At 70.6% G+C, this 13,495-nt stretch carries 13 protein-coding genes; 5 read left to right on the forward strand and 8 right to left on the reverse strand.

Features of this window, described 5'->3' with window-relative positions:
• Positions 1-256: 256 nt before the first annotated feature.
• Positions 257-658 carry a winged helix-turn-helix transcriptional regulator gene (locus BCF44_RS06005; protein ID WP_246014866.1) on the reverse strand — a complete coding sequence of 134 codons (402 nt, stop codon included), beginning with the start codon at positions 656-658 and terminating at the stop codon, positions 257-259.
• Between the two features lie 93 nt (positions 659-751).
• Here BCF44_RS06005 and BCF44_RS06010 point away from each other — a divergent pair, with 93 nt between their 5' ends.
• The gene (locus BCF44_RS06010; RefSeq protein WP_116173105.1) at positions 752-1,603 is read left to right on the forward strand and encodes an NADP-dependent oxidoreductase; all 852 of its coding nucleotides are present in this window, start codon (positions 752-754) and stop codon (positions 1,601-1,603) included.
• Here the strand turns inward: BCF44_RS06010 and BCF44_RS06015 are convergent.
• The 7 genes from BCF44_RS06015 to BCF44_RS06045 all read right to left on the reverse strand — a co-directional run bounded on the left by BCF44_RS06015 (position 1,593) and on the right by BCF44_RS06045 (position 8,991).
• Entirely contained in the window at positions 1,593-2,180 is a 588-nt protein-coding gene (locus BCF44_RS06015; protein WP_116173106.1) for a TetR/AcrR family transcriptional regulator, read from the reverse strand. The two genes, BCF44_RS06010 and BCF44_RS06015, sit on opposite strands and share 11 nt — an antisense overlap.
• On the reverse strand, positions 2,171-3,463 hold the full coding sequence (locus BCF44_RS06020) for a M14 family zinc carboxypeptidase (protein WP_116173107.1): 1,293 nt from the start codon (positions 3,461-3,463) through the stop codon (positions 2,171-2,173). The genes BCF44_RS06015 and BCF44_RS06020 overlap by 10 nt, the downstream gene beginning before the upstream one ends.
• 168 nt (positions 3,464-3,631) lie before the next feature.
• Entirely contained in the window at positions 3,632-4,435 is an 804-nt protein-coding gene (locus BCF44_RS06025; RefSeq protein WP_116173108.1) for an SAM-dependent methyltransferase, read from the reverse strand.
• Between the two features lie 62 nt (positions 4,436-4,497).
• A complete protein-coding gene (locus BCF44_RS06030) occupies positions 4,498-6,111 on the reverse strand; it encodes an AMP-binding protein (protein ID WP_116173565.1) in 1,614 nt (537 codons plus the stop codon).
• Positions 6,112-6,167: 56 nt separating this feature from the next.
• Positions 6,168-7,022, reverse strand: a complete 855-nt coding sequence (locus BCF44_RS06035) for a PaaX family transcriptional regulator (RefSeq protein ID WP_211352938.1) — start codon at positions 7,020-7,022, stop codon at positions 6,168-6,170.
• Between the two features lie 30 nt (positions 7,023-7,052).
• Positions 7,053-7,871 (reverse strand): fumarylacetoacetate hydrolase family protein, encoded by an 819-nt coding sequence (locus BCF44_RS06040; protein WP_116173110.1) that lies wholly within the window; start codon positions 7,869-7,871, stop codon positions 7,053-7,055.
• A 10-nt stretch (positions 7,872-7,881) separates the two neighbouring features.
• Positions 7,882-8,991, reverse strand: coding sequence for a cupin domain-containing protein (locus BCF44_RS06045; RefSeq protein ID WP_116173111.1), 1,110 nt, complete (start codon positions 8,989-8,991; stop codon positions 7,882-7,884).
• Positions 8,992-9,058: 67 nt separating this feature from the next.
• Between BCF44_RS06045 and BCF44_RS06050 the strand changes: the two genes are divergently transcribed.
• From BCF44_RS06050 to BCF44_RS06065, 4 genes are read left to right on the forward strand one after another with little or no spacing between them, the layout of a single operon-like run.
• Positions 9,059-9,445: an acyl-CoA thioesterase gene (locus BCF44_RS06050; RefSeq protein WP_116173112.1), complete on the forward strand. Its 387-nt coding sequence runs from the start codon at positions 9,059-9,061 to the stop codon at positions 9,443-9,445.
• Positions 9,442-11,574 carry an oxidoreductase gene (locus tag BCF44_RS06055; RefSeq protein ID WP_116173113.1) on the forward strand — a complete coding sequence of 711 codons (2,133 nt, stop codon included), beginning with the start codon at positions 9,442-9,444 and terminating at the stop codon, positions 11,572-11,574. Before BCF44_RS06050 ends, BCF44_RS06055 begins: the two co-directional genes overlap by 4 nt.
• Positions 11,567-12,529 (forward strand): carbon-nitrogen hydrolase family protein, encoded by a 963-nt coding sequence (locus BCF44_RS06060; protein WP_116173114.1) that lies wholly within the window; start codon positions 11,567-11,569, stop codon positions 12,527-12,529. The genes BCF44_RS06055 and BCF44_RS06060 overlap by 8 nt, the downstream gene beginning before the upstream one ends.
• Positions 12,530-12,539: 10 nt before the next feature.
• Positions 12,540-13,463, forward strand: coding sequence for an aldo/keto reductase (locus tag BCF44_RS06065; protein WP_116173115.1), 924 nt, complete (start codon positions 12,540-12,542; stop codon positions 13,461-13,463).
• The last annotated feature ends 32 nt before the right edge of the window (positions 13,464-13,495 follow it).

Genomic DNA, 13,495 nt, shown 5'->3' on the forward strand with positions numbered 1-13,495 from the left:
GTCCTGCCGCTGCGAATGTGGCCTTGGTGGCTGTGGCTGCCATCGGGCGCGCCTTCATTCGGGCGCGTCGCGGTCGATCGCTGGCTGCGGTGCGCTGTCTTGTCCTGCTGCTATGAATGTGGCCTTGGTGGCTGTGGCTGCCATCGGGCGCGCCTTCATTCGGGCGCGTCGCGGTCGATCGCTGGCTGCGGTGCGCTGTCTTGTCCTGCCGCCACGAATGCGGCATTCGTGGCCGCTGCCGCCGCCAGGCGCGCCTTCATTTCTGTTCTGCCGCCTCGAAGGCGTCCCTGGCCGCCATGACCTCCTCGATGTGGGTCTCCGACCAGGCCTTCACCGCCACCAGCACCGGCACCAGGGTCTGGCCGAGCGGCGTCAGCTCGTAGTCCACGCGCACCGGGACGGTCGGGGTGACCGTGCGGACGAGCAGGCCGTCCCGCTCCAACTTGCGCAGCGTCTGCGTGAGCATCTTCTGGCTGGCGCCGCGGATCTTCCGCATCAGCTCGCCGTGCCGCATCGGGCCGTCGGCCAGCGCCGACACCGTCAGCGCCGTCCACTTCTCCGCGATCGAGGCCAGCATCTGCCGCGTGGGGCAGGTCTCGATGAAGGCGTTGTAGACCACCTTCTCGTCGGCCCGGCGCTGCTCGGCCGTCTTCGTCACCGCTCCGCCTCCCTTAGGCACTTTTAGGTACCTACTTACGAATCGTACCTACGCGGCGGCAGGCTCGGAGCACAGTCGAGCGAAGGAGTTGTCATGCGAGTCGTCGAGGTGCAGAGGTTCGGCGGGCCCGAGGTGCTGGCGCTGGTCGACCGGCCCGATCCGGTGGCCGGCGAGAACGAGGTCCTGGTCCGGGTGCGGGCCAGCACGATCAACCCCGTCGACCGGGCCGCGCGCGCCGGTCGCTTCCCCCAGCTGACCGCGCCGCTGGTGCTGGGCTGGGACTTCGCCGGCACGGTCGACGGTCGACCGGTGGTGGGCATGGTCCCGTGGTTCGTGGCCCGACGTGGCACGAATGCGGACTTCGTGGCGGTCCACCGTGACTGGTTCGTGCCCCTGCCCGACGGCGCCGACCCGATCGCCGCCGCCACCGTGCCGCTGTCCGCCCAGACCGCCAAGCAGGCCCTCGACCTCGCCGGCGTGCAGGCCGGCCAGACGCTGCTGGTCACCGGCGCGGGCGGGGGAGTGGGCGGCTTCGCCGTGCAGCTGGCCGCGGCCGCCGGCGTGCACGTCGTCGCCATGGCCACGGATGCCGACTACGTCTCGTCTCTCGGTGCGAAGTCCGTGATCGGTCGCGGCGATGTGCACGGCGAGTTCGACGCCGTCCTCGACGCCGGCATCGCCGGACCGCAGCTGATCACCGCCGTTCGCGACGGCGGCACGTTCGTCGGCGTCAACGCGATGGCCAAGCCCGAGCCGGTGCGCGGCATCCGCGTCGACGCCGTGCAGGTCAAGCCCGACCGCGACGACCTCGACGCCCTGATCACCGCGTTCGCCGCGGGTCGCCTGCGCACCCGCGTCGCCGGCGAGCTGCCCGCCGAGCAGGCCGTCGAGGCCCACACCCGCGCCGACGCCGGCGTCGCCGGCAAGTTCGTCCTCACGTTCTGAGCAGGTACGTCAATGCCAGCGCCGAGCGGCGGAAGTACTCCTGGTCCACCGTGCCGGGTTCGAGCACCGCTCGGTGGACCAGCCCGCCCAGCAGCGCCGCCAGCGCCGGGGCGAGCTGCTCGGCCTGCTCGTCGGTGACGGAGCCGCCGGGATGGGAGCGTCCGACCAGCAGGCCGACCAGCCGGCTCGACGTCGTCAGCGACATGACGGTCGGGTCCCGCAGCATCAGGCCGGCCAGCTCCAGCTCGAACGCGAACCGCCGGCGGGCATCCGACGCGGTGGCGACGAGGTGGAAGGCGTCGGCGCAGCCGGTCAGCACCTCGTCCAGCGACAGGCGGGGATCGGACAGCTCGGCGAGCTGGTTGTCCAGCTCGTCGGCGTACCGGGAGACCACCGCCAGCAGCAGGTTCCGCTTGCTGCCGAAGATGGAGTACACGGCGCCGGTGGTGAGCTCGGCCCGTTCGGCGATGTCGTCCAGCCGGGCCTGCTGGTAGCCGCGCTCGGCCATCTCCACCAGGGCGGCGTCGATCAGCGCGTCCCGGTTGCGCTGCCGCGACTGCGACCGGGTCAGGCGCATCGCTGGCCCACCAGTCTGGACACCACCGCCAGCGCCGCCTCGGTCTGCACGGACACCAGCCGCCGCACCGGATACGGGTCCTGCGACAGGTCGCTCTCGGCGGCGGCGCACCAGCCGTCGAACAGCTCGTCCAGGCGCCGCTTGACGGCGCGGAAACTCGGCGGCTGGTTGCCGGCCGCGTGCTCGACGGCCAGGTGCCGGCGCATCATGCCGCTGGCCCGCAGCCGCAGCATGTGCACGACGGTGGCGGCGGCGAACGCCTCGGCCACGGTGGCCTGCCGTTCCGGGGTCCGCTCGGCCATCATCTCGTTGACGGCGGCCGACGCCGACGCCGTGGCCAGTTGGTCGACGATCGACTTCCGCATCGGCGACGGCACCACGAGCCGCGGCCGCATCCGCTGGTACATCTCGGACAACACATCCACATCGTCCCGCAGTTCGGCGGCCGCGTGTCGCAGAGTGTCCCCGTAGGACCCGCCGGCGTCGGACACGTCGTCCGCGCGGGCGTCCCGCCAGAACGGAACCTCGGTGATCAGCGTGGTCGTGCCGTACCGCTGGGCGTAGTGCGCGCTGGATGCCCCGTGCCGCACCGATTCCGGCGCCTGTAACAGCGATTGCGCCGACGGCATCAGGTAGACCGCCGGTCCGGCGGTCTCCCAGCCGAGCGTGTCCATCGGCCCGAGCGACAGCGGCACCTCCTGCTCGGCCGCCACCCGTCCGAGGTCGTCGGCCATGCCGGGCAGGCAGCCGTTGAGGATGAAGTGCACGCCGCCGAAGTCCGCGTTGTGCAAGGAGTACTGGAAACTGGGCCGCAGCTCGTCGATCACCCGGGCCAGCGCCTGCGTCTCCGGCAGCATGCGGTCGAAGAAGGCCCGCTCGTCGAGCACCGGGAAGGTCCATTCCGGCTGGTCCTCGCGGGCCGGGCGGTAGAAGTTCTCGTGGTAGCCGCGGATCGTCAGCGGGCCGTCGAACCAGCCCTCGTTCAGGCGGGTGCCGTCCGGGTCGATGCACGGCACGAAGTGCCAGCTGAGGTCGATGCCCTCGCGTAACTCGGGGTTCGCGGCCACCCGCGCGGCCAGGTCCAGCACGGTGCGCAGGCCGATCGGCTCGTTCGGGTGCGGGCAGCCCACCACCAGCGCGTTGCGCGCGCCGTGGCCGACCGACAGCAGCCGGAGCGGCTCGCCCAGCCGCGACGTGCCGATGCGCCTCGTCCGACAGATTTCGGGTAGATCGGCGGCCAGCTTCTCGACCTCGGACAGCACCTGGTCGACGGTCGGGATCACGGGCCACCTCCGCAGTAATCCGACTACTTTCGTAATCAGGTTACCGATCCGGCGGCGTCTCGTATCCCCTCAGGACGGGGGTAATCCCGAACGCGGCGAAGGACGCCTTACCCGCACGTGACGCGGGTAAGGCGTCCTTCCCTGCATGAACAGGGCCCCGCGAACGGGTTAGGGCTTGCGGCCGACGCCGGCGTAGACGCCCTCCGGGCCGAGCGGGCGGGCGCCGGCGTCGGGGCGCCAGTGCGGGGCGCTGACCAGGCCGGGTTCGACCAGGTCGAGGCCGGCGAACATCGGTGCGACCTCCTCGTACGGGCGGAAGAACATCGGGTCCCGGCTGTGCCTCATCGCCTCCACCACCCCGGCCATGGCCTCGGGCTGGTGGTCGGCGGTGAGGTGGGACAGGGCGATGTAGCTGCCGGCCGGCAGGGCGTCGCGGTAGGTGGCGACGATCTCGGCCGGGCTCTGCTCGTCCGGCACGAAGTGGAACACCGCCACCAGCAGCAGCCCGATGGGCCGGCTGAAGTCCAGGAAATCGCGGGTGATCGGGGCATCCAGCACGGCGTCCGGCCTGGTCAGGTCGCTGGCCAGCACGGTGGCATTGGTGTTGCCGGCGAGTATCAGCTCGCTGTGCGCCACCGCGACCTCGTCGTAGTCGACGTAGAGCACCTTCGCCGTGGGGTCGGCCTGCTGGGCGATCTCGTGCACGTTGCCAGAGGTCGGAATGCCGGAGCCGAGGTCCAGGAACTGGGTGATGCCCTGTTCCAGCAGGTAGCGGACGGCGCGGCGGAGGAAGGACCGGTTGGAGATGGCGACCTGCCGGCCGTCGGGCAGCACCGACAGCACCTTCTCGCCGACGGCCCGGTCGGCGGCGAAGTTGTGGGCCCCGCCGAGCAGGTAGTCGTACACCCGGGCGGCGCTGGGCAGGTCGACGTCGACGTCCTTCGGCACCCACGCGGCCTGGTTGACGGTCACCGGTCACCCCTCACGTCCGTTCGGCCCTGCCGGCAGCGTACCGCCGGTCCACCCGGGGTCGATCAAAGTCGACCGGATGGAGGCATCGACCGCAGACGGTAGCGCTGCACCTTGCCGGTCGCGGTGCGGGGGAGGGCGTCCAGGAACACCACCTCGCGGGGATATTTGTAGGGTGCAAGAGTCCGTTTGACGAATTGCTGCAACTCGTCCGTGGTCACCTCGCTTCCCGGCAGTGGCACCACGAAGGCCTTCACGACGGCGCCGCGCTCGGCGTCGGGCGCGCCGATCACGGCGGCCTCCAGCACCTCGGGGTGGTCCAGCAGCGCGGCCTCCACCTCCGGACCGGCGATGTTGTAGCCGGCGGACACGATCATGTCGTCGCTGCGGGCCTCGAACCAGTAGTAGCCGTCGGCGTCCCGGTGGTAGCTGTCGCCGGTCAGCGTCCATCCATTGTGGACGGTGGTGCGCTGCCGCTCGTCGGACAGGTACCGGCAGCCGGTGGGTCCCTTCACGGCCAGCCGCCCGGAGACGCCGTCGGGCACCGGCTGCCCGTCGTCGTCGAGGATGACGGCGTGGAAGCCGGGCACCACCCGGCCGGTGGCGCCGGGGCGGATCTCCTCGTCGGCGGCGGCGATGTAGATGTGCAGCATCTCGGTGCCGCCGATGCCGTTGATGATGCGGATCCCGGTCTGCGCGAGGAAGTCCTGCCAGGTGGCGGTCGGCAGGTGCTCGCCGGCGGAGACGCAGCGGCGCAGTCCTCGTAGGGCGGATGCCTTGCCGCCGGCCAACATCGCGCGGTACGCGGTCGGCGCGGTGAACAGCACGGTGACGTGGTGCTTGGCGACGGCGTCGGCGAGTTCCAGCGGCGTGGCCCGTTCCAGCAACAGCGTGGAAGCGCCGGCCCGCAACGGGAACAGCACCAGGCCGCCGAGTCCGAAGGTGAAGCCGATCGGCGGCGAGCCGGCGAAGACGTCGTCCTGCGTCGGCTGCACCAGGTGCCGGGAGAAGGTGTCGGCGCAGATCAGCAGGTCCCGGTGGAAGTGCATGGTGGCCTTGGGCTTGCCGGTGGTGCCCGAGGTCGGCGCGAGAATGGCCACGTCGTCGGCGGCGGTGGCGACACTGGTGAAGGTGTCGCTTGTGGACGATGCGAGCGCGGTGAGGTCGTCGGGGCTGGGGCCGCCGTAGCCGATGACCGGGAGCTCCGGCGCGCCGAGGCGCAGCTCCTCCAGGAAGCGGTGATCGCAGATGGCCAGATCGGGCCGGGTGAGCTCGATCAGGTCGGCGATCTCCCGGGCCCGCAGCAGCGGCATCGTCGTGACGACCACGCCGCCGGCCTTGAGCACCGCGAACCAGGCGGCCACCAGCCACGGATTGTTGGGGCCCCGCAACAGAACGCGATTGCCCGGACGCAGTCCGAAGTGGTCGGTGAGCACGTGCGCGGCCCGGTTGGCGGCCGACAGCAGGTCGCCGTACGTCCACGTGCCGGTCTCGGTGCGCAGGCACGGCCGGTCCGGGCCCAGCCGCCGCACCGTGTCGTCCAGCAGCGAGTCGGCGCAGTTGAGCCACTCGGGGTAGTGCAGCTCGGGAAGGTCGAACACCAGGTCCGGCCACGCGTCGGCGGGCGGGAGGTGATCCCGGCAGAAGGTGTCCACGTGCGCTGATCTGGCAGCCCGCATCGGCAGCACCTCTTCGGTGAGGAGTTGCCACCAGTATGCATCGGTGTTGACGGCAGTCAAGAGAACGCGATAGCGGAGACGTGCTCCTGTGCCCCGGATTCCAGTCGCTCGCGCATGGTGAAGAACAGGTCGGCGGCGCGCGAGCCGACCCAGTCGGTGGGCAGGAGTTCGCACGGCAGACCGGGATCCAGGTACGGCAGGCGCCGCCACGACGTCAGCACGCGCACGTAGTCCACGAACGCCTCGCGGTCGTCGCCGGCGCGCTTGCGCCGCCAGCGCTGCCACACCGGCTCCTGGTCGTCCAGGAAGGCCGTGTACTGCCGCTCCAGCTCGTCGAGATCCCACCACTGCCGCATCTTCGCCGCCACGTCGGCGAACGACAGGTGGTCGGCGCGGAACAGATCCGCGTAGCCGTCCAGATCCTGCTGCCGCAGCATGGTCGCGGTGGCGTGGTGCAGGTGCGCGGGCGCGATCCAGACGCCCGGCGCGGCCGTGCCGAAACCCAGCCGGGTCAGCTGGGTTCGCAGCACGTGCCGCTTGTTGCGCTCCGACTCCGGCACCGAGAACACGGCCAGCAGCCAGCCCTCGTCCAGCGTCGACCGCTCCCGTCGGAAGATCCGCTCATCCCCCTCGCGCAGCAGCGCCAGGCCCTCCTCGGACAGCGCGTAGCCGGCCGCGCCGCCGCGCCGCTCGGCGACGAGGATGCCGCGGCGCTTCAGCCGCGAGATCGACGACCGCACCGCCGGCTCGTCGATGTCGAGGTCGGCGAGCAGCGTGATGAGCGACGCCACCGACAGCCACCCGCCGTCCTCGCGCGCGTACAGGCCGTACACGGTGACGATGAACTGGCGCGGCTGCGCGGACCGCGCGCCGAATTCACCGTCGGTGAAGGCCTCCCCGGCAGCTGTGATCGCCATCCCCGAAATCTAGCAGCGGGGAGCTCACCGCGCGTCCACAACGGGATTCCGCAGCGTCCCGATGTGTTGCACGGTGGCCTCCACGACGTCGCCCGGCCGCAGGAACTGCTGCGGCGTGAAGCTCGCGCCGACGCCCGCGGGCGAGCCGGTGGAGATCACGTCGCCGGGTTCCAGGGTCATCCCGGCGCTGATGTCCGCGATCAGCTCCGGGATCCGGAACAACATGTAGCGGGTGTTGGACTTCTGCTTCACCTCGCCGTTGACGCGCAGCGAGAGGTCCAGTTCGTGCGGGTCCCGCACGGCGTCGGCGGTGAGGATCGCCGGCCCGAACGGGGCGTAGGAGTCCTGGCCCTTGGAGAAGAACCACTGCCCGGAGCGGCGCTGGTCGCGGGCGCTGATGTCGTTCATGATGCTGTACCCGAACACGTGCGACAGCGCGTCCTCGGGCCGCACCCGGCGCGCGGTGCGCCCGATGACCACCGCCAGCTCGCACTCCCAGTCCAGCTGCTGCGTCAGGTTCCCGTTGTGCTGGATCGGCTCGCCCGGGCCGACGACGGCGGTCGCCGGCTTGTCGAACAGCACCGGCCGCTGCGGCAGTTCCTTGTCGGTGTCCAGGGTTCGCGCCGACTCGGCGACGTGCTCGGTGTAGTTCAGGCCGATACCGACGATCTTGCCGGGCCGCAGCGGGGCGTGCAGCGTCACCGCGGACAGCGGGTGTTTCGCGCCGGTCTCGGCGAGCCCACTGTCGAGAATGGACTGTGCGGTGGTCTCGAAGACCTCGTTGTCCCGCTGGACGCCGACGCGGCGCGGGCCGCCGTCGATCGAGTACGTGACGAGCAGCATCGGGCAGCCCCTATTCGACGGTCTGGTGGCCGTTGTCGTCCGGGTATGCCTCCTCGCGCCAGAACGCGAGCGAGCGCATCACCGGGAAGTCGTTGTACGAGAACAGAACCGCGTCGTCGTCGGCGCTGCCGTTGGCGTGCTCGTGCCACGCCCAGGACGGCACGCAGAAGACGTCGCCCTCCTGCCAGTCGTAGCGCCTGCCGGCGATCACCGAGTGCCCGCTGCCCTTGGCCACCGTGTACATCACGGAACCCGTGTGGCGGTGGGCCTTCGTGGCCTCGCCGGGCCGCAGCAGCTGGAGGTGCGCGCTCATGGTGGGCATCACCGAGCCGCCGGTCAGCGGGTTGCTGTACTCCAGGATGATGCCGTCGTAAGGAGATCCGTCGCTCGCGGCGGCGACGTCCAGCAGCGCCGGATACGTCCGGTCCCACGGGTAGGCGAACAGCGGCGAGTAGCGCTTGTCCCACGCCTGAAACCCGTACGGGCGGAGCTGGCCGTGACCGTAGGTGAGCAGCGAGGAGTTCACCACCTCGCCCTGCTTCTGGTACAGGTCCGGGTGCACCTCGTAGAAGCCCGCGTCGTGCGCGTTGACCAGCGGGATGTCCAGGCCGTCCTGCCAGATGACCGGCTCGTCGGAGCCCTCGTTGCCGTGCTCGTGCCACGTCCAGTTCGGGGTGATCGCGAAGTCCCGCGGCCCGACCTTGAGCTTCTGCCCGTCCACGACGGTCCACGCGCCCTGGCCCTCGAGGACGAACCGCAGCGCCGCGGCCTGGTGCCGGTGCGCGGTCATCGACTCGCCGGGGCCCATCACCTGGAGGCCGCTGTAGAGCAGGCCGACGGAGGCGGAGATGTCCTTGCGGCCCGGGTTGACCAGCATCACCACCCGCCGGCCGGCGTCGTCGCCGCTGACCAGTCCCAGCGCCTCCAGCACCAGCGGGCGCAGCTCGCGGTAGGACCAGAGCATCGGCACCGACTTCGGCTGCGGGTACCAGGGCTCGATCTCGTTCGCGACCGTCCACAGTGCACCGGCGCCGCGGTGGCCGAGTTTCTCGTAGTACGCCTTCAGATCGTCAGTGTCGACCACCCTCGCCCGGCCGAGCACATCGTCGCTGAGTGTCATGCCGTATCTCCTTGTCTTGACGGTCGTCATAGTTGCGCTATAGCTTGGGGGTGTCAAGGAGGCCGCTATGCCTGAAGTGACGATCGAGCGCGCGGTGGAGTGGTACGACACCGATGCGGCCGGCCACCAGCACCACTCCGTGATCCTGCGGTGGGCCGAGGCGGCCGAGGCGGAGCTCTGTCGCCGGCACGGCGTCGCCTGGCTGTTCGGCCGCACGCCCCGGGTCCGGCACGAGGTCGACTACCGGTCGCGGCTCTGGTTCGGCGAGCTGTGCAAGATCCGGTTCTGGGTGGAGAGCTTCGGCCGCACCTCCCTGACGTTCGCGTTCGAGGTGCACGGCGAGCACGGCCTGGCGGCCACCGGTTCGGTGGTGGTCGTGCACGCCGAACCCGATCAGGAAAGCGCCTCCCCGTGGCCGCCGGAAGTGGTCGCGGCTTTGGGCGGCGAGTCATGAGCCGTTACGCCGTCATCGGCGGCGGGCCCGGCGGACTGTACTTCGCCGCGCTGGCGAAGAGTCTTGATCCCTCGCGCGAGATCACCGTGTGGGAGCGCAACGCCGCCGACGACACCTTCGGCTTCGGGGTGGTGTTCTCCGACGAGACGCTGGACGGCATCGCCGCCGCCGACCCGGTGATCTTCGCCGCGATGGAGGCGGAGTTCGCACGTTGGAGCGACATCGACATCCACTACCGGGGTCGGGTGCAGACCTCCGGCGGCCACGGGTTCGCTGCCCTGTCAAGGATGCGGCTGCTCCAGATCCTCCAGCAACGCTGTATCGAGCTCGGCGTCGACGTCCGGTTCTCGGCGGTCGCGCCGACAGCGGCGGAGCTGTCGCCGGACTACGACCTGGTGGTCGCCGCCGACGGCGTGAACTCGCTGACCCGCGCCGTGCACGCGGGTGTCTTCCAGCCGTCGCTGGACATTCGCAACTGCCGGTACATGTGGCTGGGGACCGACCGGGTGTTCGAGGCCTTCACGTTCATCGTCGCCGAGACGCAGTTCGGGCCGATGCAGGTGCACGCCTACCCGTTCAGCGACGAGCGCAGCACGTTCATCGTGGAGATGACCGAGCGCACCTGGCGGGCCGCCGAGCTGACCGACGAGTGCGGGCCGCTGCGGTGCTCCGAGCTGCTGGCCGACCACCTCGGCGGGCACAAGCTGATCACCAACAACTCCAAGTGGCTGCGCTTCACCACCGTGCGCAACAGGACCTGGCGGCACGGCAACATCGTGCTGCTCGGCGACGCCGCGCACACCGCCCACTTCTCCATCGGCTCCGGCACCAAGCTGGCCATGGAGGACGCCCTGGCACTGGCCGCTGACCTGGGCCGCGACAACGACATCCCGTCGGCATTGCTGTCCTATGAGGACGATCGGCGGCCGGTGGTGGAATCGACGCAGCGCGCGGCGCAGGCGAGCCTGGAGTGGTTCGAGACGGTCGAGCACGCGGTGGGCAAGGAGCCCGAGCAGTTCGCGTTCAACCTGCTCACCCGCAGCCGCCGCGTCACGTACGACAACCTGCGCCAGCGCGACCCGTCGTACGTCGCCGGCCTGGACCGGTGGTTCGGTGACGGCAACCCGCCGCTGTTCCAGCCCTTCCAGCTGGGGAATGTCCGGCTGCGCAACCGGATCGTCAGCGCACCGATCACCCTGGACGCCGCCGTCGACGGCGTGCCCGGCGACGTCGAGTTCGCGCACCTGGCCGGCAAGGCCCTCGGCGGCTCCGCGCTGGTGCTCACCGGCCGCACGGCCGTCAGCGCCGAGGGGCGTGCGACCCCCGGCGACACCGGGCTCTACACCGACGAGCAGGTGCGGGCCTGGCGGCGGATCACCGACTTCGTCCACGAGCACACCGGTTCCCTGATCGGAGTGCAGCTAAGCCATGCCTCCCGCGATCTCGACCTGCCGGCGGATGCTATCGCCGACAGTTTCGCTAGCGCCGCTAGGAACGCCGTCGCCGCTGGCTTCGACGTGATCGAACTCCAGGCCGGGCACGGGAATCTGCTCTCGGTCCACCTGTCGCCGCTGACCAACACGCGTATCGACCGGGAGTTCCCGCTCCGGGTTCTCGACGCGACGCTCGGCGAGCTGCCGGTGATCGTGCGGATCTCCGCCGTCGACTGGGCGCCCGGCGGCACCACCATCGAGGACGCCGTCGAGACGGCCGCCGCCTTCGTCGCCGGTGGTGCGGCGGCGATCGACGTCTCCAGCGGCGAGGTCGTCCCGGGCGAGAAGCCGGCCTACGGCCGCAGCTACCAGACCCCGTTCGCGGAACGGATCCGCGCCGACGTCGGAGCCCCGACCATCGCCGTCGGCGGCATCTCCTCCCACGACGACGCCAATTCCATCGTGCTCGCCGGCCGCGCCGACCTGATCGCCGTCGGCTACGCGCAGCTGCACGACCCGTCCTGGCCGCTGCACGCCGCCGCCTCGCTCGGCTACGCCGGCGAGGGCGCGTGCTGGCCCGCCATGCACGCGGCCGGCAGCCGACGTCCGCCGTCTGCCGGCCGCGCCCGACCGCAGCTTTCCTTGTTGCCCAACGAGAATGACCAGCTGCACCGCCGTTGGAGGGCCAATGGATGACTTCCCGCGGTTCACCGCCGCCGCCGTGCAGGCCGCGCCCGTCTACCTGGATGCCGCCGCCACCGTCGACAAGGCCGTGGCGCTGATCCACGAGGCCGCCGGCAACGGCGCGCGGCTGGTGGCGTTCCCCGAGGTCTTCGTGCCGGGCTACCCGTACTGGAACTGGACCATGAACCCGGTCGACGGTTCTCCTTGGTACGAACGGCTTTACAGGTCGTCCATCGACGTCCCCGGCCCGTACGTGGAGACGCTCTGCGCCGCCGCGGCGGCCACCGGCTGCACCGTTGTCATCGGCGTCAACGAACGCGGCCCGCACAGCCTCGGCGTGCTGTACAACAGCGTGCTGATCATCGGCCCCGACGGCACGCTGCTGGGCGTGCACCGCAAGCTCGTGCCGACCTGGGCCGAGAAGCTCACCTGGTCGAACGGCGACGGCAGTTCGCTGCGCGTGCACCAGACCCCGATCGGGCCGCTCGGCGCGCTGGCCTGCGGCGAGAACACCAACACCCTCGCCCGCTTCACGCTGCTGGCCCAGGGCGAGCTCGTGCACGTCGCCAACTACATCTCGCTGCCGGTCGCGCCGGCCGACTACGACATGTCCGACGCCATCGCCATCCGCACCGCCGCGCACTGCTTCGAGGGCAAGCTGTTCTCCATCGTCGCCTGTTCCACCATCACCGAGGAGATGATCGAGATCGCCGCCGGCGACAACGCCGTGATCGCCGAGCGGATGCGCCGCAAGCGCAGCGCCCTGTCCGGCGTCTTCGGCCCCGACGGCCGCCCGCTCGTCGACCCGCTGGTCGACGAGGAGGGAATCGTCTACGCCGAGATCGACCTGGCCCGCTGCATCCAGCCCAAGCAGATGCACGACATCATCGGGCACTACAACCGGTTCGACATCTTCCACCTCACCGTCGACAACACGCCCCGGGCGCCGGTCACCTTCACCGCCTAGGGTTGGGCGCATGAGTTCCACATCGATCGGCTCCCTGACCGTCGGCCCGCTCTGCCTCGGCACGAACGTGTTCGGCCGGGCCGTGGACAACGCCGCCGACGCCGCCCGCATCCTCGACGCCTTCGTCGACGGCGGCGGCGATTTCGTCGACACCGCCGACCTGTACGGCAACACGGTGTCCGAGACGTTCATCGGCGAGTGGCTGGCCGGCCGGGGCCGGCGCGACGACGTCGTGGTCGCGACCAAGATCGGCTGGCCGACCAACGAGGTGCACAAGGGTCTCAAGCCGGACACCATGCGGGCCGCCGTGGACGACTGCCTGCGCCGGCTGCGGTCCGACCGGATCGACCTGCTCTACACCCATCACGACGACGAGACGGTGACCATCCCGGAGATCGTCGGCACCCTCGACGAGTTCGTCCGGGCGGGCAAGGTGCGGGAGATCGCCGCCTCCAACCTCTCACCCGAACGGCTGACGGAGTCGCTGGACTTCTCCGCCGCCAACGGCACCGCTCGCTACGTTGCGTTGCAGCCTCACTACAGTCTGATGTCGCGGGACACGTACGAGGGCCCGCTGGCCGACGTCGCCGAGAAGTTCGACCTGGCCGTCTTCCCGTACTTCTCGCTGGCCATGGGCTTCCTCACCGGCAAGCACCGCCCCGGCGTGGAGGCTGACTCGATGCGGTCCGGGGCCGTCGCCGGCTACGTGAACTCGGAGCGGGGCCGGCGGGTGCTCGAGGTCATGGACCAGATCGCCGCCGAGACCGGCGCCGACCTCGCCTCCATCGCCCTGGCCTGGCTCAGCTCGCGCCGGCAGGTCGCGGCCCCGATCGCCAGCGCCCGCAAGCTCGACCAGCTGCCGGCCCTGCTGGCCGCGGCGAGCCTCCAGCTCACCCCCGCCCAACTGGACGCCCTCACCACCGCCTCCGCGTGATGCGGGGAAGGGGGCTTTCCTGCATTCAACGC

Source organism: Kutzneria buriramensis, from assembly GCF_003387475.1.
In the GTDB taxonomy this organism is placed as follows: Bacteria; Actinomycetota; Actinomycetes; order Mycobacteriales; family Pseudonocardiaceae; genus Kutzneria; species Kutzneria buriramensis.